Annotated in this window: 24 protein-coding genes; 6 read left to right on the forward strand and 18 right to left on the reverse strand. The window is 64.3% G+C overall.

The window, feature by feature from the left end:
* Positions 1 to 16 precede the first annotated feature (16 nt).
* The 13 genes from murD to ccmA form a co-directional block, all read right to left on the reverse strand.
* Entirely contained in the window at positions 17 to 1,348 is a 1,332-nt protein-coding gene (gene murD / locus NJ75_RS10250; protein WP_039334145.1) for a UDP-N-acetylmuramoyl-L-alanine--D-glutamate ligase, read from the reverse strand.
* Positions 1,345 to 2,409: a phospho-N-acetylmuramoyl-pentapeptide-transferase gene (mraY, locus tag NJ75_RS10255; protein ID WP_039334147.1), complete on the reverse strand. Its 1,065-nt coding sequence runs from the start codon at positions 2,407 to 2,409 to the stop codon at positions 1,345 to 1,347. The genes murD and mraY overlap by 4 nt, the downstream gene beginning before the upstream one ends.
* Positions 2,410 to 3,879 carry a UDP-N-acetylmuramoyl-tripeptide--D-alanyl-D-alanine ligase gene (locus tag NJ75_RS10260; protein WP_039334148.1) on the reverse strand — a complete coding sequence of 490 codons (1,470 nt, stop codon included), beginning with the start codon at positions 3,877 to 3,879 and terminating at the stop codon, positions 2,410 to 2,412.
* A complete protein-coding gene (locus NJ75_RS10265) occupies positions 3,876 to 5,324 on the reverse strand; it encodes a UDP-N-acetylmuramoyl-L-alanyl-D-glutamate--2,6-diaminopimelate ligase (RefSeq protein WP_039334150.1) in 1,449 nt (482 codons plus the stop codon). Before NJ75_RS10265 ends, NJ75_RS10260 begins: the two co-directional genes overlap by 4 nt.
* The gene (locus NJ75_RS10270) at positions 5,321 to 7,066 is read right to left on the reverse strand and encodes a peptidoglycan D,D-transpeptidase FtsI family protein (protein ID WP_039334151.1); all 1,746 of its coding nucleotides are present in this window, start codon (positions 7,064 to 7,066) and stop codon (positions 5,321 to 5,323) included. The genes NJ75_RS10265 and NJ75_RS10270 overlap by 4 nt, the downstream gene beginning before the upstream one ends.
* Positions 7,063 to 7,896, reverse strand: coding sequence for a hypothetical protein (locus NJ75_RS23300; protein ID WP_052242323.1), 834 nt, complete (start codon positions 7,894 to 7,896; stop codon positions 7,063 to 7,065). Before NJ75_RS23300 ends, NJ75_RS10270 begins: the two co-directional genes overlap by 4 nt.
* On the reverse strand, positions 7,893 to 8,879 hold the full coding sequence (rsmH, locus tag NJ75_RS10280; protein ID WP_039334153.1) for a 16S rRNA (cytosine(1402)-N(4))-methyltransferase RsmH: 987 nt from the start codon (positions 8,877 to 8,879) through the stop codon (positions 7,893 to 7,895). Before rsmH ends, NJ75_RS23300 begins: the two co-directional genes overlap by 4 nt.
* Positions 8,876 to 9,373, reverse strand: coding sequence for a division/cell wall cluster transcriptional repressor MraZ (locus NJ75_RS10285; RefSeq protein ID WP_039334154.1), 498 nt, complete (start codon positions 9,371 to 9,373; stop codon positions 8,876 to 8,878). The genes rsmH and NJ75_RS10285 overlap by 4 nt, the downstream gene beginning before the upstream one ends.
* A gap of 311 nt (positions 9,374 to 9,684) precedes the next feature.
* Entirely contained in the window at positions 9,685 to 10,401 is a 717-nt protein-coding gene (locus tag NJ75_RS10290) for a Gldg family protein (protein WP_052242327.1), read from the reverse strand.
* A complete protein-coding gene (locus NJ75_RS10295) occupies positions 10,402 to 10,818 on the reverse strand; it encodes a hypothetical protein (protein ID WP_052242329.1) in 417 nt (138 codons plus the stop codon).
* 14 nt (positions 10,819 to 10,832) lie between these two features.
* Positions 10,833 to 11,831 (reverse strand): cysteine synthase A, encoded by a 999-nt coding sequence (locus NJ75_RS10300; RefSeq protein WP_039334156.1) that lies wholly within the window; start codon positions 11,829 to 11,831, stop codon positions 10,833 to 10,835.
* Between the two features lie 76 nt (positions 11,832 to 11,907).
* Entirely contained in the window at positions 11,908 to 12,570 is a 663-nt protein-coding gene (gene ccmB, locus NJ75_RS10305) for a heme exporter protein CcmB (protein ID WP_039334158.1), read from the reverse strand.
* Complete coding sequence (ccmA, locus tag NJ75_RS10310; protein WP_039334160.1) at positions 12,567 to 13,142, reverse strand: heme ABC exporter ATP-binding protein CcmA; 576 nt, start codon at positions 13,140 to 13,142, stop codon at positions 12,567 to 12,569. The genes ccmB and ccmA overlap by 4 nt, the downstream gene beginning before the upstream one ends.
* 86 nt (positions 13,143 to 13,228) lie before the next feature.
* On the opposite strand from ccmA, the gene NJ75_RS10315 reads away from it, so the two are divergent.
* Positions 13,229 to 13,519, forward strand: coding sequence for a 4a-hydroxytetrahydrobiopterin dehydratase (locus NJ75_RS10315; RefSeq protein WP_039334162.1), 291 nt, complete (start codon positions 13,229 to 13,231; stop codon positions 13,517 to 13,519).
* Positions 13,520 to 13,773: 254 nt separating this feature from the next.
* Positions 13,774 to 13,872, forward strand: coding sequence for an NTF2 fold immunity protein (locus NJ75_RS25425; RefSeq protein WP_169745714.1), 99 nt, complete (start codon positions 13,774 to 13,776; stop codon positions 13,870 to 13,872).
* A 31-nt stretch (positions 13,873 to 13,903) separates the two neighbouring features.
* Here NJ75_RS25425 and NJ75_RS10320 read toward each other — a convergent pair whose 3' ends face one another.
* Positions 13,904 to 14,707, reverse strand: a complete 804-nt coding sequence (locus NJ75_RS10320; RefSeq protein ID WP_039334164.1) for an SDR family oxidoreductase — start codon at positions 14,705 to 14,707, stop codon at positions 13,904 to 13,906.
* Between the two features lie 35 nt (positions 14,708 to 14,742).
* Positions 14,743 to 15,360, reverse strand: a complete 618-nt coding sequence (locus NJ75_RS10325) for a DNA-3-methyladenine glycosylase family protein (RefSeq protein WP_039334165.1) — start codon at positions 15,358 to 15,360, stop codon at positions 14,743 to 14,745.
* Positions 15,361 to 15,497: 137 nt separating this feature from the next.
* Between NJ75_RS10325 and NJ75_RS10330 the strand changes: the two genes are divergently transcribed.
* Both NJ75_RS10330 and NJ75_RS10335 read left to right on the forward strand, forming a co-directional pair.
* Positions 15,498 to 15,815, forward strand: a complete 318-nt coding sequence (locus NJ75_RS10330) for a 2Fe-2S iron-sulfur cluster-binding protein (RefSeq protein ID WP_039334168.1) — start codon at positions 15,498 to 15,500, stop codon at positions 15,813 to 15,815.
* Positions 15,816 to 16,410: 595 nt separating this feature from the next.
* Complete coding sequence (locus NJ75_RS10335; protein ID WP_236727128.1) at positions 16,411 to 19,392, forward strand: TonB-dependent receptor domain-containing protein; 2,982 nt, start codon at positions 16,411 to 16,413, stop codon at positions 19,390 to 19,392.
* A gap of 129 nt (positions 19,393 to 19,521) precedes the next feature.
* Here NJ75_RS10335 and argC read toward each other — a convergent pair whose 3' ends face one another.
* The 3 genes from argC to NJ75_RS10350 all read right to left on the reverse strand — a co-directional run bounded on the left by argC (position 19,522) and on the right by NJ75_RS10350 (position 22,268).
* The gene (gene argC / locus NJ75_RS10340) at positions 19,522 to 20,451 is read right to left on the reverse strand and encodes an N-acetyl-gamma-glutamyl-phosphate reductase (protein WP_039334170.1); all 930 of its coding nucleotides are present in this window, start codon (positions 20,449 to 20,451) and stop codon (positions 19,522 to 19,524) included.
* Positions 20,448 to 20,786: a hypothetical protein gene (locus NJ75_RS10345; protein WP_039334398.1), complete on the reverse strand. Its 339-nt coding sequence runs from the start codon at positions 20,784 to 20,786 to the stop codon at positions 20,448 to 20,450. The genes argC and NJ75_RS10345 overlap by 4 nt, the downstream gene beginning before the upstream one ends.
* A 99-nt stretch (positions 20,787 to 20,885) precedes the next feature.
* Positions 20,886 to 22,268 (reverse strand): leucyl aminopeptidase family protein, encoded by a 1,383-nt coding sequence (locus tag NJ75_RS10350; protein WP_039334399.1) that lies wholly within the window; start codon positions 22,266 to 22,268, stop codon positions 20,886 to 20,888.
* 53 nt (positions 22,269 to 22,321) lie between these two features.
* Between NJ75_RS10350 and NJ75_RS10355 the strand changes: the two genes are divergently transcribed.
* Positions 22,322 to 23,122, forward strand: coding sequence for a DUF4163 domain-containing protein (locus tag NJ75_RS10355; RefSeq protein ID WP_039334172.1), 801 nt, complete (start codon positions 22,322 to 22,324; stop codon positions 23,120 to 23,122).
* A 54-nt stretch (positions 23,123 to 23,176) separates the two neighbouring features.
* The gene (map, locus tag NJ75_RS10360) at positions 23,177 to 24,007 is read left to right on the forward strand and encodes a type I methionyl aminopeptidase (RefSeq protein WP_174544569.1); all 831 of its coding nucleotides are present in this window, start codon (positions 23,177 to 23,179) and stop codon (positions 24,005 to 24,007) included.
* Positions 24,008 to 24,211 lie beyond the last annotated feature (204 nt).

Below are 24,211 nucleotides of genomic sequence, written 5' to 3' on the forward strand. Positions count from 1 at the left end.
GGAGTTGGCGTCGTGCTCATGACCCGGTTCCTGGCGGACAGGGTGCCTCGCGATCCTCGATCAGCGCTTCGACGATCTGGCGGAAGCTGTCGCCCCGCGCCTCGAAATCGCGGAACTGATCGAAGCTGGCACACGCTGGAGAGAGCATTACCACGTCTCCGGGTTGCGCAGCTTCCATCGCCTGGCGAACCGCATCGCACATCATCTCGCTGCGGGTGACGGGCATGAGCGGTTCAAGAAGTTGCGCGAACATCGGACCGGCCTCGCCGATCGTATAGGCTGCGACGACATGGTCGAAGTAGGGCGCGCACTCGTCGAGATTGTCGCTCTTGGGCAGGCCACCAAGTATCCAGTGGATACGCGGGTAGGCGCCAAGCGCAGGCGCGGTCGAGGCTGGATTGGTGGCCTTGCTATCGTTGACGAACAGGACGCCATTGGCCTCGGCCACGCGCTCCATGCGGTGCGGCAGGCCGACAAAGCTGGCCAGCGCCGGACGCCATACGTCTTCGCCGATGCCGAGCTGGCGGGCGATCTCAACCGCAATCGCAGCATTCTGCAGGTTGTGCGGCCCCTGCAGCGAAGGCCATGCCGCCTGTCCTTCCAGCGTATCGGGCTGGACCACATGGACGAAGCCCACGTCGTGCGTGGCCGAAGTCTCGCGCGCGATCTTCAGGGTGTGCTCGTCCCCGCAACCGAACACCGCGTGATGGCGCGCCGACTGCATCCGGAACAGCCGCGCCTTGGACGCAGCGTAGCCATCGAAGCCATCGTAACGGTCGAGGTGGTCAGGGCTGAGATTGATCAGCGCGGCGACATCGCAATCGAGGCTCTGCGTCAGGTCGATCTGGTAGCTGGAAAGCTCGAGCACATAGACGCCGCCTTCGGGCAGCGGCTCCTGCCCAAGGACCGGCAGGCCGATATTGCCACCAAGCCGGGCCTGCAGACCTGCCGCCTGGCAGATGTGATGGACCAGCATCGTGGTGGTCGACTTGCCGTTGGTGCCGGTGATGCCGACGACGCGATGCGGCGGCAGGTCGGCGCGGGCTTGCGCGAAAAGCTCGATGTCGCCGATCACTGGCACGCCGAATGAAGCGGCATGGGCAGCAATCGGATGGCGGTTAAGCGGCACGCCGGGACTGACCACCACGCCCGCAAATCCGGTCAGGTCGATCGACAGTGGATCGGCAATGGTGCAGCGCCCTTCGTAGGCGGCGCGCGGTTCCTCACGGCTGTCCCACACGGTGACCTCCGCCCCGCCTGCCAGCAGCGCCTCGACGCTCGCCTGCCCCGAACGGGCAAGGCCGAGCACGGCGAAGCGCTTGGCCGTGAAGGCGGGCGAGACGATCATCGCACCTTCAGCGTGGCAAGGCCGATCAGCGCAAGCACGATCGACACGATCCAGAAGCGGATCACGACAGTCGATTCCTTCCAGCCGAGCTGCTCGAAGTGGTGGTGGATGGGTGCCATGCGAAACACGCGCTTGCCGGTACGCTTGTAGACCGCCACCTGCACGATGACCGAGACGGCTTCCATGACGAACAGTCCGCCGACAATGGCCAGCACGATCTCGTGATGCGCCGCGACCGCGATCACGCCCAGCGCGCCACCAAGCGCAAGGCTGCCGGTGTCACCCATGAACACAGCCGCCGGGGGCGCATTGAACCACAGGAAGGCAAGACCCGCCCCCATCATAGCGGCGCAGAAGATGGCAAGTTCGCCGGCGCCCTTCACGTGCGGAATGCCGAGGTAGGTGGAGTAGTCCACACGGCCGGCAAGATAGGCGATAATTGCGAAAGTGCCGGCCGCGATGATCACAGGCATGGTGGCAAGGCCGTCCAGACCGTCAGTAAGGTTCACGGCATTGCCCGCGCCAACGATCACGAAAATCGCAAACAGATAGTAAAACGGCCCGAGCGGCACATAGAGATTGCTGAACAGCGGAACGTAAAGGTGCGTTTCACCAACCGCCAGCCACGCGGCGATCCCGGCCACGACGAACTCACCGGCGAGGCGCACCTTGGCAGGAACGCCCTTGTGCGCATACTTGGTCACCTTGTCGTAGTCGTCGAGAAAGCCGATCAGGCCGAAGCCGAGCGTCACGACCACGCAGGACCAGACGAGGCGGCTGGTCACATCCATCCACAGCAGCAACGACAGCGTGAGCGATGTGACGATCATCAGACCGCCCATGGTCGGCGTACCACGCTTGGCGAGGTGTGACTGCGGGCCGTCCTCGCGGATCGGCTGCCCCTTCCCCTGGCGCACGCGCAGCATGTTGATGAAGCGCGGACCGATGATCAGGCCGATCATCAGCGCGGTCAGCAACGTCGCGCCCGCGCGGAACGTCTGGTAGCGGATGAGGTTGCTGAATCCCTCAAAATGCAGCCACTCGGCCAGCTGGTAGAGCATTCACCGTTCCCTGGTGGTGAGCGAACGCACGATCGCGCCCAGTCCCACCGAATTCGACCCCTTCACGAGGATCGCATCACCCCCGCGCACACCGTCGGCAGCCAGACATTCCGCCGCTTCCGAAGCCGTCTGCACATGCGCCACATCGATTTTACCGGCAAGCGACAACGCCCCGCTTTTCCCCAGCGCGTCAGCCAACGCCGCCATTTCGGCGCCTACCAGCACCAGCCTGTCGACCTTGCCCTCAGAAACGGGGCCTGCCAGCTCTGCGTGATAGCGTGCCTCGGCCTCGCCCAGCTCCTTCATCGCGCCGAGAATGGCAACGCGGCGGGTGGCGGGCGTCGCGCCCAGTTGGCGCAGGGTGACGGCCATGGAGGCAGGATTGGCGTTGTAGCTTTCGTCGATCAACAGGGCCTTGCCAGAGCCATCGCCACCAGTAGCGGCAATCTCGTGGCGGGCACCGCGCCCGGCGAGGCCTTCCATCTCGGCCAACGCCAGTCCGGCAGCGCCCAGGTCGCCGCCGATCGCTTCGACAGCAGCCATTATGGCCAGCGAATTGGCGACCCAGTGGTCGCCCGGTTGCGAGATCGTGTAGCAGACCTTGCGTCCAGAAAGGTCCGCCGTCACCAGGGTTCCACCGCCCGGCGCCGCCACGGCATCGACAAGGCGCGCGCCTGCATCGGGATGTTGTCCGAAGCTGACCACCCGTCCCGCATGCCTTGTCGCCTTGGCATGGAGACGTTCGTAGTGGCGGTTGTCGCGCGGGATGATGGCGACGCCGCCGTGTTCGAGACCTTCGAAAATCTCCGCCTTGGCATCGGCAATCGCTTCTTCGCCCGAAAAGTGCCCGATGTGGGCAGGCGCTATGGTGGTGACGATGGCGACGTGGGGACGGACCAGCCGGGTAAGTGCGGCCAGTTCCCCTGCGTGGTTCATGCCCATCTCGAAGACGCCGAAGCTGGTCCGCGCGGGCATCCGCGCAAGGCTCAGCGGAACACCGACGTGATTGTTGTAGCTCTTTACAGAGCGGTGGGCGCGGCCCCTGCTGGCACGGTCGAGTGCCGCATAGAGCGCTTCCTTGACGCCGGTCTTGCCTGCGGAACCCGTGACGCCGATGATGCCGGCATCGACGCGTGCACGCGCCGCTCGGCCAAGGTCCTCGAGCGCGGCCATCGTATTACCGACCAGCACGTGCGAGCCGAACGTCGCATGTTCGACGACCGTGCCTGCCGCGCCGCGCCCGTATGCGCCCTCGAGGTAGCGGTGACCGTCCGAAGCTTCGCCCTTCAAGGCAAAGAACAGGTCGCCTTCCACCACCTCGCGGCTATCGATCTCGACACCGGAAACCGCGAATTTCGCGCTGGCCCGGCCACCTGTCGCCGCAGCGATTTCCTCGCTCGTCCAAAGCGCAAGACCCGCCGCGTCGGACGGGTCCTCTGGCCATGCGATCAAAGCGGGGTGGGCGGTCATGTGGTGCACTCCCTGGCGACCTGAACATCGTCAAACGGCAGGATGCGGACAGCATCGCCCCTGCCCACGATCTGTCCCTGTTCGTGCCCCTTCCCTGCAACAAGGACAATGTCTTCACGGCCTGCCTCGGCAATGGCCGCAGCAATGGCGGCGCGACGATCCCCGATCTCGCGGGCCTTGCCATCGCAGCCGGCCATGACTGCGCGGCGGATATCCGCCGGATCTTCGCCGCGCGGATTGTCGTCGGTGACAATCACCAGATCCGAGCCGGCACAGGCTGCACGGCCCATCTCCGGACGCTTGCCGCCGTCACGATCGCCACCGGCACCGAACACCGTGATCAGGCGGCCCGAGGTATGCGGCCGCAATGCGGCTATCGCGGCCTCGATGGCGTCCGGCGTATGGGCATAGTCGACATAGACCGGCGCCCCGGCTCGATTGATCGCCGCGCGCTCCAGCCGCCCGCGCACGGGCTGCAACCGTCCAAGCGCGTCGAATACCTTCGCCGCATCGGTCCCTGAAGCAATTGCCAGCCCTGCCGAGACCAGTGCGTTCGCGGCCTGATAGGCCCCGATCAGCGGCAGGTTGATCTTGCGCGCCTGGCCTTCGAACGCGATTTCGAGCGTTTGCCCCAGTTGCGTAGGGGTACGGGCGAGCAGGCGGATGTCGGTCCCCTGCTCGCCCACCGAGAGCAGCCGCAGACCCCTTGCGCGGACGTGCTCCACTGCCCGTCCCGACCATTCGTCGTCCATCCAGACGACCGCCGTGCCGCTCTCTTCCACGACATGGTCGAACAGGCGCATCTTGGCCGCGAAATAATCGTCCATCGTCGCGTGGTAATCGAGGTGGTCGCGGCTGAGGTTGGTGAAGGCGCCTGCACCGACACGCAGGCCCTCGTTGCGGTACTGCGAGAGGCCGTGGCTGGACGCTTCGTAGGCAACATGCGTCACGCCCTCGCGGGCAAGGCCGGTCATGTTCGACAGGAACGTCACGATGTCCGGCGTGGTCAGTCCGGTGGAGACGCTTTCGTCCGCCGTTGTCACGCCGAGCGTGCCAATCGATGCAGCAGAATGGCCGGCCATGCGCCAGATCTGCCGCGTCATTTCGACCGTGGACGTCTTCCCGTTGGTCCCGGTGACGGCAACTACCGTCTCGGGCACGGGCTGGAAGAAGCGCGCAGCCAGCGCGGCAAACGCGCGGCGCGGCTCTACATCGGCAACGTGCACCGCCCCTTCGACTTTCGCCCCCGGACGCGCGACCACGGCGACGGCGCCTGCCTTCACGGCGTCCGCAATGAAGTCCTCGCCATTGAAGCGGGTGCCGGGGAAGGCGCCGAAGATCGTGCCCGGCGCGACCTTGCGATGGTCGATAGCAAAGCCGGTGACGTTTGCATCACCGTTCTCACCTGCGAAACCCGCTGCTTCGAGGATCGCGCCGAGCTTCATTCACCATCTCCGTTGCCGACCAGCGGCGACAAGTCCGAAATGTCGATATCGCGTGTATCGTCGGGAACGACGCCGAGGAACGGCCCGATGCGCGGAACGACGCGGCCGACGATTGGCGCGGCGTTCCATGCGGCAGTGCGCTGGTACGATGTCGCCGCCGTTCCCTTCGGCTCGTCGAGCATGGCAATCACCACATAGCGCGGCTTGTCCATCGGGAAGGCGGCTGCAAAGGTCGCGACGAGCGAAGTGCGGTTATAGCCGCCCTTCCCGCCGGGCTTTTCCGCCGAGCCGGTCTTTCCTCCGACGCGATAGCCCGAGGCATTGGCGCTCTTGCCGGTGCCGTCCACGACGATCATGCGCAGAAGCTGGCGCATGCGGGCGCTGGTCGAAGCCTTGTAGACGCGGCGGCCTTCAGGGATCTGCGTCGGCTCACGCTTGAACAGCGTTGCCGGTCGCCAGATGCCGCCGTTGACCATTGCAGCATAGGCTGCTGCCAGGTGCAGCGGCGTCACCGCGATGCCATGGCCATAGCTGACCGTCATCGTGGTGATGCGCGCCCAGTCGCCGTTCTTGTTGGTGCCGCGCGGCCAGAGCGGGAAGCCGCGCGCCGGCAGTTCGATATAAGGCCGCTCGTTCATGCCGAGAGCAGCCATGGTCTTCTTCAAACCCGGCCCGCCAAGCTTGTCGGCTACCTGCGCGGTGACGATGTTCGAGGAATGGATCAGCGCCTCGGGCACGTTCAGCGAAGCGCCGAAGCTGTGGCTGTCGCGGATATGAAAGCCCCCGATCGCCAGCGGCTTGTCCGACGGGTAGCGCACTGAAAGGTCGGTCACCACACCTGCGTCAATTGCCGCAGCGATGCTCAACGGCTTGAAGGTGGACCCAAGTTCGTAGACCTGATTGGTCACCTTGTTGAACACGAGGTTGTTGAGCGCTTGGTCAGAACGGTTCGGATTGAACGAAGGCAGCGATGCCAAGGCCACGATTTCCCCGGTGTCGACGTCAAGCACAATGCCTGCCGCGCCCTTGGCCTCGGTCTCCAGCATGCCGCGACCAAGTTCGTCCTCAAGTGCGCCCTGTGCCCGCATATCGATGGAAAGCGCCACCGGCTTGCCACGGCGGGCAGGATCGAGCAGCTGCTTCTCAAGCACCTGCTCCATGCCGACATGGCCATGGCCTTCACTGTCGACATAGCCGAGCACGTGTGCGCCAAGCGATCCTTGCGGGTAATAGCGTTGGTTCTCGCGCGGGAATTCCAGCGCAGGCTCGCCCAAGGCAAAGATGCGGTTGGCATCCTCCGGCATCACACGCTGGCGCAGATAGCTCGGCTTGTCAGACTTCAGCCGCCGGAGCAGGTCGTTGTAGTCGGCGTCGGGGAAGATGGCGACAAGCGCCTTGGCCACCTCTTCGGGCGACTTGACGAGCGGAGTGCCGTTTTCGCCGAATGCCTTGGGATTGTACCACAGCGCATAGGCCGGGAACGCCCGCGCCAGCGGAACGCCATTGCGATCGGTGATCTCGCCTCGCGGGGGGAGCAGCGCTTCGGCCAGTGAACGACGCTCAGGGGAGCCTTCGAAAAAGCCGAGTTGGGCGATCCTTGCGAGCGCCGCGAAGCCAAAGAACAGGATGAAGCCCGCCACCACCAGCGCACGGACCTTGGCCTCGACCAGCGAGCGCTGACGGACGTTGGCCAGCAGGACGCGGCCGGAAGCGATGGCGGCGGAGGCGGTGAGTGCATTCACCGGGCTGCCTTAGCCTCCTTGCCCTTGGCGGCGCGAGGGGCCGAACTGGACTTCGCCTTGCTTGCGCCTGACTTATCCGCAGTTGCGACAGCTTTGGACTTGGCAGCGGGCTTACCGGCCGGTCGCGCGTCAGATTTCGCGGTCTTTGCCCTCTCCTTGGCAACAACGCCCTTGGCAGCAGCGTCCTTGGCAGCAGCCTTCTGCGCCACCTTGGGCTTGGCCGACGTCGCGGACTCGGACTTGTCCTTCTTGGCCGGGCGCTCCTTGTCCGAAGCCGTTTCCTTCCGCACCGGCCCGCGCGGGCGGGCGTCAACGACCTTGCCAAGGCGGTCTTTCAGCGTCTCGACCGCTTCAGCATGATCGACAGTGCGCGCCGGACGGTCCTCGTCGCCGTCGTCGGCAACGGCCTTGCTGTCATTGCTGGCCAGCGCCTTGCCCGAAAGCGGCGAAACCATCGCCGGGAACGCGGCGGAAGCGATCACGCTGTCATCCACGCTGGCGACGCGGATCGGTGCGGGCGCATCCGGCGTGGCCGGCACGCTCAGTGCGGCAAGCTGGCGCTCGCCTTCGAGGTACTGGCTGGCGTTGGGCGCGGCGTAGCCGAACTCTACATCGTTCCAGGCTTTCAACTGCTGCTGATTGGAGCGCGTCTCGAATTCCGTCTCGAGATACATCTTCTCCTGCTTCAATGCGACGATGCGCGCTTCGGCATGATGGATCTGGCTCCGCAAGGCATTGACCCGGAATGCCAGCGCCACGACCAGCGCCAGGCACAAGCCCAGCAAGACCACCCAGCCAACCGAGCGAAGACGGCTTGTCGTCGAGATCATGCCGCAGCCCTCCCGGCATGATTGCGTGCTGGCGCGGAAGTGCGCACGGCCCAGCGCAGCGTGGCGGAACGGGCGCGCGGGTTGCGCTCCTCTTCCTCGGGCGTCGGACGAATGGCAGCCGAGGGCTTTTCAAAGACCGGTTCGACCTTCGCGACCATTTGCGGCAGGTGGCGCGAGCCGGCTGGCACGGCGCCCGCAGCTTCGCGCAGGAACTGCTTGACGATGCGGTCCTCGAGGCTGTGGAAGCTCACCACCGCGATGCGGCCACCGGGGACCAGCACCTTCTCCGCCGCAGCGAGGCCCTCGATCAGTTCGTCCAGTTCGCCATTCACGTGGATGCGCACGGCCTGGAAACTGCGGGTCGCCGGGTCCTTCTGCGCCTTGGGGCCCTTGATGTCTGGGCGATAGCCAAGCGCCTTGCGTACGACTGCGGCAAACTGGCCGGTGGTGGTGAGAGGACGGGCAGCCACTATGGCGCGGGCAATCCGGCGCGATTGGCGTTCCTCGCCGTAGCGATAGAGAACGTCTGCTATTTCCCCCTCGTCCGCTTCATTCAGGAAATCCGCCGCACTTGGACCGTCCTGTGACATCCGCATGTCTAACGGTCCGTCCGACGAGAACGCAAATCCGCGCCCCGGCTGATCGAGCTGCATCGAGCTCACGCCGATGTCGAACACGACGCCCTGAACGCCCGCAATTCCGGCCTCTGCAAGTCCTTCCGCAAGTTCGGAAAAGCGACGGGGATGCAGAACGAGGCGCGGATCTTTTCCACAGGTTTCTCCCCAGAGCCTTCCCGCCGCAATCGCATCGGGATCGCGGTCAAAGGCGTGAACCGTCGCGCCCGATTCCAGCAGGCGCCGGGTGTAGCCGCCCGCGCCGAAAGTCGCGTCGACGATCAGATCGCCCGGCTTTGCATCAAGGGCCGCGACGACCTCTTCGAGCAGCACGGGAATGTGCGGGGCTTTTGGCGCTGCGGCGGTCACTTGCGCTTCCCCTTTGCAGCTTCGGCCATCTTGGCCCGGCAGCCAGCCTTGGCACTGGCCCAGCCATCGCCCTGCTCGAACAGGATCTGCGGGTTCCAGATCGTGATCTGGCGGCCGCCACCATGGAAATAGAGGCCATCCTCCACCTGACCGAGTTCGGACAGGTACTCGGGCAGGACGAAACGACCGCTTTCATCGAAGCTCACGCGGGTAAAGCCGTAGGCCTGCGCTTCGGCCATATCGCGGTCGAAATCGAGGCCCAGCCGGAGCTTCTTCTCTTCCTCGCGATCGATCTCTGCAGCCAGTTCGTCCAGGCGGGACAGGCCGAATCCGGTCAGACAAGGCAGGCGGGGGTGCTTGTCGAGGCAGAGAACGCGCTGGTTGGCGGAAGCTGCGTAGATGTCGGAGCGGAAGTCGGCAGGCAGGACGAAGCGGCCCTTTTCGCCACGCGGCGAAAAGCCCTGTCCCACCAGATTTACCGGCCCTCCCGCCACGCTGGACACCCCGCTCGCGGACAAAGCTCCATCGCTCGACCCCGCGCCATCGCGCGTTGCCGACTCATCCCCCGCGGATGCGATTGGAGTTCGTCCCGATAACCCACACTACTAACGCGGGACGGGGCGGGCGAAAAGGGGAAAATGCGGGAAAATGCGGACTAGCTATGATTCCGTAGCATTTTCTCTACATCTTACCGCTTGAGTAACCATGACCTGCTGCAAAAGTAATCGCGCAGATGCGGGCATTTTGCCGAAGTCCTCGGCCGTACCCGGCACCTTGCCCGTAGTTTCCCGCGAACAAAAAGGGATCATCGCGTCATCGCCCCTTCGAGAAGGCGTTGAAGCTGCACTGCACGCCGATCCCCATCATCCTCCGGCTCCAGAAGCGCGGCGTCAGCGACCAGCGTTGCTTGGCCTTGGCCGATCCCGCAGCGCGCAATCAGCCCGTCCCTGGCAATTGCGCAGTCCGCTTCATGCCCGCCCGGAATTGCCTTGAAGGCGCCTGCCAGATTGATCGGCAGGCCCTCGCCCGCACTTTCCCGCAGACCACCGGGTTGCCCGTCGTCGAATTGCAGTTCCAACCCCCACCGCGCCAGGATCGGCGAAACCAGCGCTACGTCCTGCGGGCGGCGTCGGTCGCCCAGCGCAAATGCGCTCTCCTGCGTCAGCATGGGATCGACGAACATCAGAAGGTGGCCGCCTGCCCGCACCCAGGCGTCAAGCGCAAGATTCTCTTCCGGCACCAACGGGCGCGGCTGCGCCACGACCAGCAAGTCGACTTGTTCGAGCTGAAGCAGCGTATCGAGCGCAATCACCTTGCCCTTGGACTCCAGCACGGCGCGCGCCCAGTGCGGCGCGGCTGGCGGGTCGATCATGCCCTTGATATCGTCCGCCTCGCTCCACACGATCGGCAGGCTGGTAAACAGGCCCACGGTCCTGTCAGGGGCACGCTCGGCGGAGAACGCCCACCAGCCCGCCAGCGCGACAACCGCTGCCAGCACGGCAAGAGCGATCCGACGATGCACTCAGTTCTTCGGCGCGTTAACCGAAGGGGCCGGGACCGAAGGGGCCGGAGTCGGCGCGGGCGGAGCGGGCGAGATCGTGACGGTCGGCTTTTCCTTGGCCGTGACCGGCAGTTGCGGAGCCACGCCCATGTCGGCCAGCGGGTCCTTCGCCGATGTCTCGCTCGCCTCGACCTTCGGCGCAGCGGTATTGACCGCACTCGCGTTGATGAACTTGGCCCGATCCATGATCACGTTGGCAAGGCTTACCAGCAGCAGCATCCCGGCCAGCCCGAACAGCCCGACCTGCAGCCGATGAACCGCCTGTGCCCGCAATTCGCGCGTGGTCGGCGGCACATGGGCCAGTGCGCTGGCAGCAGCGATTTCCGCCTCGGTCGGGGCGGAAACCTGCTTGCCTGCGGGGAAACCGAACAGTGCCATGACCGCAGCCTAGCCTATTGCTCCAGCCAAGGGAACACCGGCAGCCCCTTGGCCTTGAGCCACTCGGGATTGTAGAGCGACGAAAGGTAGCGGAAGCCAGTATCGCACAGGATCGTCGCCACGCGACTGCCCTTGCCAAGCTGCTTGGCCAGCGCCACGGCGCCCGCCACGTTGATCCCGCTCGACAGGCCAAGGCACAGGCCCTCATCGGCCAGCAGGCGCTCGACCCAGTAAAGCCCTTCCTCGTCCGAAATGCGGAACTGCGTGTCGATCGGTGCGCCTTCGAGGTTGGCGGTGATGCGCCCCTGGCCAATGCCCTCGGCCACCGAGGAGCCTTCGGCCTTCAGCTCGCCATTGGCGTAATAGTTGTACAGCGCCGCGCCGTGCGGATCGGTCAGGGCGATCGTGATGTTCTCGTCGAAAGCCTTGAGCCCCAGGCCCACGCCCGCGATCGTCCCGCCCGTGCCGGCAGCACAGGTGAAGCCGTCGATACGGTGCTCCATCTGCTCCCAGAGTTCTGGCGCGGTGCTTTCGATATGGGCGCGGCGATTGGCGATATTGTCGAACTGGTTGGCCCAGACCGCCCCTTCGGTTTCCTCGGCAATCCGGCGCGAGGTGTGAACGAAGTGGCCGGGGTTGGAGAACGGCGCCGCCGGCACCAGCACGAGTTCGGCCCGCAACGCGCGCAGCGTGTCCATCTTCTCGCGCGATTGCGTTTCGGGCATGACGATGACCGACTTGTACCCGCGGGCGTTGGCCACCAGCGCAAGGCCGATGCCGGTATTGCCCGCCGTGCCTTCGACGATCGTCCCGCCGGGCTGCAGCACGCCCCGCTCCTCGGCATCGCGCACGATCCACAGCGCGGCGCGGTCCTTCACCGAAGCACCGGGATTGGCGAACTCGCACTTGCCGTAGATCTCGGCGCCTGCCGCCTCGCTCGGCCCCTTCAGCAGGACGAGCGGCGTGTTGCCGATGAGCGAAATGGTATCGGGTGTAATCGAAGGTGCAGTCATGGTCCCCGAGTTAGGGAGACTTTGCGCGATTGCCAACGAATTTGCGCTTTGCGGCGTGCAAGCCCTGCTCGCGGCGTTATTCGCGTCCGGCCCTGATCGCGGCACCACCCGCAAACGGCGCAACGGCCAGCGCCACAAGGCTGCATGCGCCCAGCAGCAGCAAGCCCCCCTCGCCCCCCGGTTGCAGCGATCCCGCGCCGAAGATCAGGAGCGGCACGGCCAGAGGGATCGCGAGCAATCCGCCCAGCGCCGAACCTGCCCGCAACCCTGCCGTCAGCGCCGCGATGGTCACGCCGATCGCTGCCAGACCCGGTGTGCCCAGCAGCAGCCCGACTTCCACTGTCCACAACTGTTGGCCATCAAGGCCGAGCAGCCCTGCCGAGATCGGTGCTGCCAGCATCAGGGGCACGCCAAAGCTCAGCCAGTGCGCCAGGATGCGCACCAGGAGCAGCGCCTCCTCGGCAATGCCCCGCAAGGCCCACTGGTCGAACATGCCGGCTTCAACGTCCGGCTCGACCAGGCGGTCGAGCGGCAGGATCGCCGCCAGCAGCGCCGCAACCCAGATCACGCCCGCACCGGTCCGTGCCAGCAACCGGGCATCGGGGCCAACGGCAAAGGGAAACAGCATCGCCACAGCAAGGAAGAACAGCAGCGGCAGAACCGCTCCACCGCGCCCTTGGCTCCCTCGCGTCAGCAGCACCAGATCGCGCAGGAAGATCGGAAGAAGCTTGGCGATCACGGTTGGAAATCCAGCAATTCGATCACCTTTACCGCGTCGAGCGAAAGCGGCTGGTGCGATGCAATGATCACCGCCCCACCGGCATTGCAATGCGCCTTGATCGCCGCCTGCGCGATGCACGACCAGTGGGTGTCGAGCCCGTTGAGCGGCTCGTCGAGCAGCCAGATCGGCGCGCCGCTTGCCGCCACGCGGGCAAGGGCCGCCCGCTTGCGCTGCCCCGTGGAAAGATAGCGCACCGGAACGTCAAGCAGGTCGGCCAGCCCGAAATCGGCGTTGCCCTGCGGTGCGCGGTCGATCCGCTGCCAGAACGCCAGCGCGTTCTCGAGCGGTTCGTGGCCGTCCAGCGCCAGCCGCTCATCCGAAAGCGCAAGCGCACCATGACGCTCAACCGACCCCATGAATGGCCGCAGCAATCCGGCAAGGATGCGGATGAGGCTCGACTTGCCGATGCCGTTGGGGCCGGCAAGATGGACGACTGCACGCGGCGCAAGATCGAACGACAGCCCCCGGAACAGAACCCGGTCCCCGCGCCGGCAGGCAATATCCGTGGCGACGAGACCGCACTCTTGCATGGCGTGGGACTGCATGGGAGGGGCTTGCATGAAATCGGGCGATAGGGGAAACGGCGGCAACTGCCAAGGATGCCAAAGGACCAAGCATGACCGTCGCCCGCCTGACCGATTCCGAACGCGTTTCCCTGCTGGCCGAGCTCCCGGAATGGCAATTGCGTGAAGACGGCCTAGCCATAGTGCGCACCTTCCGCTTTGCCGATTTCTCCGAGGCCTGGGCCTTCATGAACCGCGTCGCCCTCTACGCCGAAAAGGCTGATCACCACCCCGAATGGTTCAACGTCTACAACCGCGTCGAGGTGACGTTGACGACGCACGATGCCGATGGCCTCTCGGCACGGGATGCGGCGATGGCGCGGGCGATGGAAGGCTTTCTGTGAAGCTCACCTCACCGAGCAATTGGTTACGGCATGGCTCGGCCGCGCTACTCATCTTGCTATCGGTACAAGTTGCCCGTGCCGAACCTCCCACTTGCGCTGAGAATGTCGCCTCATTTCAGCCCAAGACGGGTGTTGTAGGGTCGGCAGAGACGGCAAAGTCAGTGGCCATGATTTACCTGAAGCCCGTTTATGGCACCAAACAGATTGAAGGGCAGCGACCCTTTAAGGCTACACTGCGCGACGGTGTCTGAATAGTGACAGGCTCGCTACCAAGAGGCTTGGATGGCGGCGTCGCACACATCTCGATTTGCCGCCGGAACGGCAAAGTTTTGCGCATTTTTCACGACAAGTGAGCAATGCATTATCAGAAGGGACGTAACGCCGCTACTTCCCCAAAGGCCTCCCGCCAGACCGCATCTGCTTGCGCAAAGTACCCGGCATCCAGCGCGAGGCGAACGCGAGCCGCCGCGCGGTCTTGCCGACCAAAGTGTGCACCTTGTCTCCATGCACCGCCGCCCACGCCGCCTCGGCGACTTCGCTCACCGGCGTGATTTCCAGGCCCGCGCCACGAACGCGGGTGCGAATGTCCTCGTTGCTGGCGCGGTTGGGGGCGTGATCCAGCAGAGGCGTTTCGATGAAGCCCGGCATCAGGCTGCGCACCTTGATGCCGTACTCGGCCCATTCCCCGTCGAGCGATTCAGTCAGCGCCCTGACGCCGAACTTCGTGGCGGAATAGACCGATGCGCCGGGTGAGCCATAAATCCCCGCCGCGCTGGCGGTGTTGAGCAGGCATGAACCCGGCGCGCTCGCCTTGAGCCACGGAAACGCCGCCTGCGCCCCGAAAATCACGCCCTTGAGGTTGATGTCGAGCGTGCGCTCGATCTCCTCGGCCGTCAGATCGACAATGCCACCGCCGATAGGGATGCCGGCATTGTTGAACACCACCTCGATCTGCCCGCCAGCCGCCTTGGCGCAATCGGAGAGCGCGGTATCCCATGCCGCGCGGTCGCGCACGTCGAGACGGTGGCACGAACTTTGCCCGGTGGGAAGCTGCGCTGCGGTTTCGGCCATGCCGGCCTCGTTGATATCCGCAATGCCGACAAACCACCCGCCTTGTGCAAAGCGCTGCGCCACGGCGCGGCCGATGCCCGAAGCGCCACCGGTGATGAAGATCGTCTTGCGCGCCATTGGCACCCCCTGCTCACATTGTTGTCAGCAAGACATTACAGCGCCGGATTGTTATAGCAATGCCAGGTGAAGATCGCCGCTGCCCCGCGATGCGGCCGCCAGTCCTCGGCCAGAGCGCGCGTCTCCTTCTCGCTCGGCCGTTCCGAAAGGCCGAGCAGCTTGCCAAGGCCCACTTGCACCGCAAGATCGCCCGCAGGCCAGATGTCGGGCCGCCCTTCGGCGAACAGCAGGTAGATCTCCGCCGACCAACGTCCGATGCCCTTGATCTTGACCAGTTCCGCAATCGCTTCTTCGTCGTCCGCTGGCAGCGCATCAAGATCGAGTTCGCCCGATACCACCAGTTCGCACAAGGACCGCGCATAGCCCTGTTTCTGGCGCGATAGCCCACAGGCGCGCAAGGCGTCGAAGTCGGCGCCAAGCAGGTCGTGCGGAGGAATATCCCCCCCCAGCAGTGCCTCGAGCTTGTTCCACACAGAAGCAGCGGCGGCCACGCTGACTTGCTGGCCGACGATGGTGCGCAGCAAGGTGGCATAGCCGGTCGAACGAATGCGTGGCTCGGGATATCCGACGCGGCCAATGGCACTCGCCATGGCGGGGCTGCGGGCGGCGATGTAGTCGAGTCCTTCGCGTAGCGCCTCTGCCGTCAATCCCACCCTAGTTCTCCGCAACAGTGTTTTGGCCGGATCGACAGTTGCCAAAGCCGAAATGGCGCGATAGCAGCCCCGTCCAAAGGCGAACAGGGGGCGCGGGTCTTGCGTTGGTGCCCGTCGCCGCATTTGGAGAACGAACGATGCCGAAGATCGTGGTTGTCAATCGTGCGGGTGAAGAGAAGACGGTAGAGGCCGATGCCGGCCTTTCGGTGATGGAAGCGATCCGCGACAATGGCTTCGACGAGCTGCTCGCCCTGTGCGGCGGCTGCTGCTCCTGCGCCACCTGCCACGTCTACATTGACCCTGCATTCGCCGACAAGGTCGCGCCGATGAGCGAGGACGAGAACGACCTGCTCGACAGCTCGGACCACCGCAACGAAACCTCGCGCCTTTCCTGCCAGGTGCAGATCACGGGCGACCTCGACGGTCTTCGCGTCACGATCGCGCCGGAAGACTGATCTATCCGGCCTCTGCGCCGCTTGAAGGGCCCGCCTCCAGCAGGAGCGCGGGCCTTTTTCATGTCAGCCGCACCGGTGAACGGCAATGTTGGACCACCCTTTTGCAGAAAGTGGATCGCTTCGTCGATTTTTTGAGGAACGGTTTCGCGCCTCAGGCGTACCGCGGCGCTTCTGCGCCTGCCTGGCGGCCTTTGTGGCATGCGGCAACGCATCATCCATGCGATTTGGATAGTTACAGAGGAAATTAAATTACTCCATGTCGAAAGTTATTGGCATACAATTCCATTTTGTGACAAAATGTTTCAATGAGAAATTTCTCTAGGTTTTTCATTGCGTTGTTACATGAACACCACACTAACTATCGTTTAATGTGAAACTACGTGTTTCCGGTTTGAAAGCGCAGCTTGGCCTCGTCAGACAGGCGCCTCTCTCGCATCCATACCCCGGCTGACCGCAAATGCGGCGGCATATGGACTGGGCGCGCGGGCCTGTCGCCGTTCCCCACGGCGGCAGACGTTCAGGACAAGAGGACTGCCACGTGAACATCAAGTATCTCTCCGCGCTCCGTTCGGGCGCGACCCCTCTGGCGATCGGCATGGCGCTGGTCTCCACCGCAGCCTTTGCGCAGGATGCGGCCACGACGGCTGCACCGCAGAGCGTCGACTGCAGCACCACACCGGATGATCCCAGCTGCGGCGACACCCAGGCGATCGTCGTCACCGGCTCGATCCTGCGCCGCACCGACACCGAGACCGTCTCGCCGGTCACCACGGTGACGCAGGAGAACCTTGATCAGCGCGGCATCTCGACCGTGCAGGAAGGCCTGCAATCGCTGGCGGCCAACAACGGTCCGGCGCTGACCAACTCGTTCACCGCCAACGGCGCGTTCGCGGCCGGTGCCTCGGCGATCTCGCTGCGCGGCCTTTCGACCAACTCGACGCTTGTGCTGTTCGACGGCATGCGGGCGGCCTATTACCCGCTGGCCGATGACGGTTCGCGCAACTTCGTCGATCTCAACACCATTCCGGACGACATTGTCGACCGCGTGCAGATCCTGCGTGACGGCGCCTCGGCGGCTTATGGTGCCGACGCCATCGCAGGCGTGGTCAACATCATCACCAAGCGCGAATTCAAGGGCGTGCGCGCCCGTGGCGAAGCCGGCCTTTCCGATCGCGGCGATGCCTCGCAGTATCGCCTGTCGCTGACCGCCGGCGTGGGCGACATCGACGAGAACGGCTACAACGCCTACGTCTCGGGGTTCTACTACAAGAGCAACAAGCTCATGAACCGCGATCGTCCTTATCCGTTCAACACGGACGACCTGCGCAACGTATGTTCGCCCGATGATGAGTGCGGCAGCGACGACCGCATCAATTCACCCACCGCCACCAGCTTTACCGGTGCCGGCGGCCCGCTTGTCGTGCGTCCTTACGATCCCACCAACACCACTGCACTCGGCCGCTTCCAGTTGCTCAACAACGTCGGCTGCGACAGTGCTTACACACTGACGGCTGCGCAGCTTGCCGCCAGCGCGGCAGCCCCCCTGCAGACCTGCACCGTAGACCTCACCCGGAAGTACGGCGTGATCCAGCCGGAAATCGAGCGCTGGGGCGTCTCTGCCCGCGTCACGGCGGCCCTCAGCGACAGCATCGAAGGCTATGCCGAATTCAACTTCCTGCAGAGCAAATCGGCCTACACAGGCCTGCCCGAAGCGATCTCGCGCAATGCTAACGCTGGTATCCTGTTCCCAGGCTTCTCAACGTCGAACAATGCAGCCAGCCGCGCGCCCGGTTCGTTTGCGCTGACCCTGCCGGTCTATGTCTGCGCCAACGGTGTGGGCGACGCAAGCGGCCTCAACACGGGCTGCAACGCCACCAACGGCACGCTCAACCCGAACAACCCGTTCGCCGGTGCCGGACAGCTTGCCCGCATCCAGGGCCGTCTGTTCGACCAGCCCACCTACAATGAAACCCGCAACCGCGCCTATCGCGGTGCAATCGGCATCAAGGGCGACCTGACCGACAACATCAACTTCGACTTCGGCGCGACCGCGATGCATGACGATCTTCGTCGTACGCAGAAGGGCTATGTCTACATAGCCAACCTGCTGACGGCCATCGCGCGTGGCACGTACAACTTCGTTGACCCGACGCAGAACACGCAGGAGCAGAATGACTTCCTGCGTCCTACCCAGATCCTGAACGCCACCTCCGATCAGGTCCAGTTCCAGGGCACGCTCGGTGCGGATCTGTTCGAACTTCCGGGCGGCAAGTTGCAGGTCGCAGTGGGCGCAGGCGCCCGTTACGAAGCGGTCGACGCGCCTTCGGGTAACCCTGACTACTTCGGCCCGACGCAGCGCTACTTCACCCTGAACGCTTTCGGCACCAAGGGCAGCCGCTGGGTCTATTCGGGCTTTGCCGAAATCAACGCGCCGGTTCTCGACAAGGTCGAAATCAACCTCGCCGGTCGTTACGACAAGTACTCGAGCGGTCAGAACGCATTCAGCCCCAAGGCCGGCATCAAGTTCAAGCCGGTCGACGAACTGCTGATCCGCGGCACCTGGTCGAAGGGCTTCCGCATCCCTTCGTTCGGTGAGGCAAACGCCCTTCCGACAACGGGCTTTGTGACCAACGGCGCTGGCATCTTCAACGATGCCTATCTCAGCCAGTATGGCTGCACGGTTGCCACGTTCAGCGACTGCCCGACCTACCTTCGCTCCGCTTCCTACGGCCAGACCACGCTGGCCTCGCCGGACCTGAAGCCGGAGCGGTCGCGCAGCTTCACCGCTGGGTTCGTGTTCGAACCGGTCCGCAACTTCACGCTGTCGGTCGACTACTACAACATCAAGAAGACCGGCGTGATCACGCAGCCTTCGAACGCGCCCGCGCTCGAGGCTTACTACACCGGCCAGCCGATCCCGGCGGGCTACACCGTGATCGCCGATGCAGTCAGCCCCGACTTCCCGAATGCGACGCCACGCCTCGCCTTCATCCAGTCGCAGCTGATCAACGCGAACACGCAGACCGTCTCAGGCCTCGATTTCCAGATCGACGGCCGGATCAACCTGACCGACAATATCCGCTTCACCAGCCATCTCGAGGCCAGCTACATCATCAAGCTGGAATCGGACCTGACCAACAGCGGCGGTGGCTTGGAGCGCTATGACGGTACGCTTGGCAACTTCAACCTGACCGCAGGTTCGGGCACGCCGAAGTGGCACGGCTACTGGCTGAATGGCCTGCAGTTCGATGACAACCTGGAAATCAACACCACAGTCAACTACTTTGGTGGCTACAACCTCTCGGCGATGGATCAGGGCGATCTCTACAAGGACTGCGGCCAGAACCCGGGCTACAGTCCAACCGGCTGCGACATTCCGCGCTACATCACATTCGACCTGCAGACGCGCTTCAAGGTCAACGACCGCTTCACGCTGTCGCTCACCGCGCTGAACCTGTTCGACAACATGCCGCCAGTGGATGTCGTGACCTACGGCGCGCACCTCTACAATCCGATCCAGGGCGGCCAGGGCATTCTGGGACGTTACTTCAAGGTTGGTTTCCAGGCTGATTTCTAAAGGTCTGGTGCCACGTGTCCGACTTGGGGGCAGCATCGCAAGATGCTGCCCTTTTTTTGCTCCCGAAGGGCACGCGCAAGAACGCCCCCGCTTTCGCGGAGGCGTTTTTGGAAGTCGGCGCTAATGGAATTAGAGGCGCAGGCCTGCGGTTTCGTCGAGGCCGGCCATCAGGTTCAGCGATTGCACTGCCGCGCCACTGGCGCCCTTGCCCAAGTTGTCCAGTACGGCAACCAAGCGGGCCTGCTCGCCGTCGGCGCTGCCCATGACGTGAAGGGCAAGACCGTCCCATGGTTCCATCGCAGCGCGCAGCAGCATCTCGCCGTCGGCAGGAAGATCCTGCGCCACAGTCACCACTCGCGAGCCGTCATAGAACTGCGTGAGAGCAGCGCGCAGCAACTCGGCTGGCACGTTGCCGGGCATGACGCCCAGCGGCAGCGGAATCTCGACGACCATCCCGCGATGGGCATTGACCACCGCCGGGCTGAACAACGGGGCGATTGCCGTGCCGGTGTAGCGCTGCATTTCGGGAATGTGCTTGTGCCCGAAAGTCAGGCCGTACCCTCGCCAGGCGATGTCGGCCTCAGCCTCGAAGCGGCCGATCAGCGCCTTGCCGCCACCCGAATAACCGGTGACCGCATTGCAGCTGTATGGCCAGGCGGCGGGCAGCAGGCCGTTGTGAACAAGCGGGGCGAGCAGGCCGATGAACCCCGTCGGATAGCATCCCGGATTTGACACCCGCTTCGATTCAGCGACGGTCTCGCGGCCGACGATTTCAGGGAATCCGTAAGTCCAGCCGTCCGCCACGCGATGTGCGGTCGAAGCGTCGATCACCTTTGTCCGGTCATTGCGGATCATCGCCACGGCATCGCGCGCAGCGTCATCTGGCAGGCACAGGATCACCACGTCGGCGTCATTGATCGCTTCGGCGCGCGCGGCATCGTCCTTGCGGCGGGCATCATCGAGTGCGATCATGGCGAATTCGCTGCGCCCGGCAAGCCGCTCGGCGATTTCGAGGCCGGTGGTGCCCGCAGCACCGTCGATGAAGACCGATGTGGTCATGCGCAGGCCTCCAACTGGCTCATCTCGACATAGCCGACGAGCAGATCGGATTTCGCCTGCCCCCAGGCCCAGCCTCCTGCCATGTCGAGAACATCGAAGACTTCGCCGGCCACCAGGGCGCGCAATTCCGCCCCATCCTGCTTGCCCGCAGCACGCAGCGCCGTTTCGGACTTCACGCCATGCGCCATCGGCACCGCGTAATGCGGCACGAAGTATTTTCCGGCGAGACCGATATGCGCAAGATCGCCGCGCACCGGCAGGTGCGGCTTGTCCGAACGGTCAGCAGCGCGGGAAAGCTGGAGCTGGCCGGTGGGCAGTTCGGTGGAAAGAGGCATGGCTTCGACGGTCAATTCAGGGGTTCCCCGCAGCAAGAAAGCCGGGCGATTAGCGGCGCTCGCGTCATCAGGCAAGCTATGGTGCACTTGCCCGCCCCCTCAGCCGTAGCGCGCCTTGAGCAGCCCCCACGCCGCACGCAACCCCAGGGCATCGCCGCCTTTGGGTCGGCCGGGCTTTCCAACAGGGCGCCAGGCGAAGGTATCGAAATGCACCCAGTCGATCCCCTCGCCGACAAATCGGTCAAGGAACAGTGCGGCGACACTCGCGCCCGCAAATCCATTGGCCGGCGAATTCTGCAGGTCGGCAACGTCGGATTTGAGGTACTCGCGGTAGCCTTCATGCAGGGGGAGTTGCCAGCAAGGGTCGTCGAGTTGCCGCCCTGCCTCGAGGAGTTGGGTGGCAGTTGGACATTGCCGCGCGAACATCGCCGGGAGGTCCGGCCCCAGCGCGACACGGGCTGCGCCGGTCAAGGTCGCGAAGTCGATGACGAGTTCGGGCTTCATTTCAGTAGCGCGAGTCAGCGCGTCGCCGAGCACGAGCCGCCCCTCGGCGTCGGTATTTGTGATCTCGACCGAAAGCCCGGCGCGTGACCGGAGGATATCGCCGGGACGGAACGCGTTGCCGGAGATCGCGTTTTCGACTGCAGGAACAAGCACGTGCAGCCGGACCTTCAAGCCCATCGTCATGATCAGACCGGCCAGGGCCAGCGCGTGAGCCGCCCCGCCCATGTCCTTCTTCATCAGCGCCATGCCGGAGGAAGGCTTGATGTCGAGCCCGCCCGAATCGAAGCAAACCCCCTTGCCGACGATGGCGACGCGCGGGTGCCTGGCATCGCCCCACGTCATTTCGATCAGGCGCGGAGCATGGCTGCGCGCCGCGGCACGGCCGACGGCGTGGACCATCGGGTAGTCGTGCTCGAGCGCATCGCCCGAGACAACGTGGACTTCGGCATGGTGGCGCTTGGCCAGCGCGCGGGCCTCGGCTTCAAGCTGCAGCGGCCCCATGTCCTCGGCGGGCGTATTGACGAGGTCACGGACCATGAGGACGGCCGTTGCCTCGGCAATCGCGGGCTCGATCAGCGCAACGTCCTTGGTCAGCAGGATTCGCGGTTCGGCGTCCTTCGCGTCCTTGCGGTAGCGGTCGAAGCGGTACTGGCCGGTGATCCAGCCGTGGAGCGCCTTGCCGGGCTCCCCTCCTGCGCGGCGATAGGTACCGCCGGGGAGTACGTCGGCGAGCTTGGCCATGCACCACGAGGACAGGTCATCGATATTGGCGACGCCCGCCACGGCGAACCATGCGTCGCCATCGGGGACAATCGCGTGCTCGTATCCGCCGCCTTCGAACTTCTGCGCGGAAAGGGCAGCGCGCTGTCCGGCGTTAAGCCCTTTGAGAAAGTCGGGCAGCGTTGCCTTGTCGACGAGGTGGAGCGCCGTTGCCGGCTGGCCGCGATCGGGCTGGATCAGTGCTTGTCTGTCGGTCATGCTGCACAAGGACATGCCGCAGAGCGCGGCACGTTGCGAGAGGAAATTGCCTGATGCGTGTGCTGTTTTTGACCCCGCTGGTGCTACTGGCCGCCTGTTCGGGCGAGAAGCCCCCTGCCCCGGCGCCGAGCACCAATGCTCCCGTCGCCGCGCCGATGCCGCCGGAGCCGCCTGTACAGACGCCGGTCACCGCGCGCGAGGTGCACGAGAAGAACGAGCTTTATGAATTCGACTATTCCTATCCGGCGGCCGCGGGGGCGGTGCCGGAACTGAAGGCACTGCTCGACAATGAACTGGAAGAAGCGCGCCGCGAGCTCAAGGCGCAGGCGACCGAAGGACGCAAGGCGGCAAAGGAGAGCGGCTTTCCGTACAATCCCTATACGCATACCGTCGAATGGAAGGTAGTCACCGACTTGCCGGCCTGGATCAGCCTTTCGACGCTGGTCGGATTCTACAGCGGCGGGGCACACCCGAACTACGTTTACGACACGGTGCTGTGGGACAGGATCGCCGCCAAGCGCCGTGCGCCGGTGGACCTGTTCACATCGAAGGAGGCGCTGCGCGGGGCGATCCGGGCGCGGTTCTGCGAGGAGCTCGATCGCCAGCGCGCCAGGAAGCGCTCTGGTTCAGGCAGGGGAGATATCCCGGAGTTCAGCGACTGCATCGATCCCACCGAGCAGACCGTGATCCTCGGCTCCTCGAACGGCAAGGCGTTCGACCGGATCGGCATTCTCGTCGCGCCTTATGCTGCAGGTCCCTATGCCGAGGGGGACTATGAAGTGACCCTCCCGGTGACGCAGAAGGTGCTTGATGCTGTCAGGCCCGAATTCAAGGCCGCGTTCGTCGCAAGATGAAATGCCCTTAGTCCGGTTCTCGCAATTTGCCGGTTTTGTCGCTACATGGACGGCATGACCGAATATCTGACTGTTGAAGACCACGACGTTTTGCTGCGCGACGGCACGATCAAGCTCCACGGCCCCGCGGGCTTCGATGGCATGCGCAAGGCCGGCCGGCTCGCGGCCGAGATCCTCGATGCGCTGGCCCCGCTGGTGGTGCCCGGCGTACGGACCGACTACCTTGATGATGTGGTGCGGAAGATGACACTCGATGGCGGCGCCGTGCCGGCGACTCTTGGCTATCGGGGCTATACCCATTCGTGCTGCATCTCGATCAACCACGTGGTCTGCCACGGCATCCCTTCGGACAAGACGCTGAAGGACGGAGACATCGTCAACATCGACGTCACGCCCCTGCTCGATGGCTGGCACGGCGATACGAGCCGGATGTACCTCGTCGGCGACGTGCCGTTGAAGGCAAAGCGCCTGGTCGACGTCACCTACGAGTGTCTGATGATCGGCATCGAGCAGGCAAAGCCCGGTGCGCGGCTTGGCGACATTGGCGCGGCGATCCAGGCCCATGCCGAAAAGCAGCGTTACGGCGTGGTGAGGGAATTCTGCGGTCATGGCCTCGGCCGGCTCTTCCACGACGCACCGGAAGTTGTCCACGCCGCGCGCGCCGGGACTGGGCCGGAGCTGAAGCCCGGCATGTTCTTCACGATCGAGCCGATGATCAACCTGGGCAAGCCGGGCGTGAAGATCCTCGACGATGGCTGGACGGCTGTGACGCGAGACCGCTCGCTCTCGGCCCAGTTCGAGCATTCTATCGGCATCACCGAGGACGGCTGCGAGATCTTTACCGCAAGTCCGAAAGGCTTGGACAAGCCGCCTTACGCAGCTTGACGATATAGGGCCTGCCCAAAAATAAGGCAGCCCCTGCGTAAAAAATGTGCATGATTTGAACAATGCTGCGCAATCTTGCGCATGGAAGCCTTGCGCATTCGATTCAAATCTTGCCGAGCCCCTGATTTTACGGCTTTCGCGTTGCAGCGCGATAGCCTAGTGCTTGCCCTCAGCGCGTGGCACGATTCTTGTAACGTCGTTGCC

The sequence above is a fragment of the Novosphingobium subterraneum genome, from assembly GCF_000807925.1.
GTDB classification, from domain to species: Bacteria; Pseudomonadota; Alphaproteobacteria; order Sphingomonadales; family Sphingomonadaceae; genus Novosphingobium; species Novosphingobium subterraneum.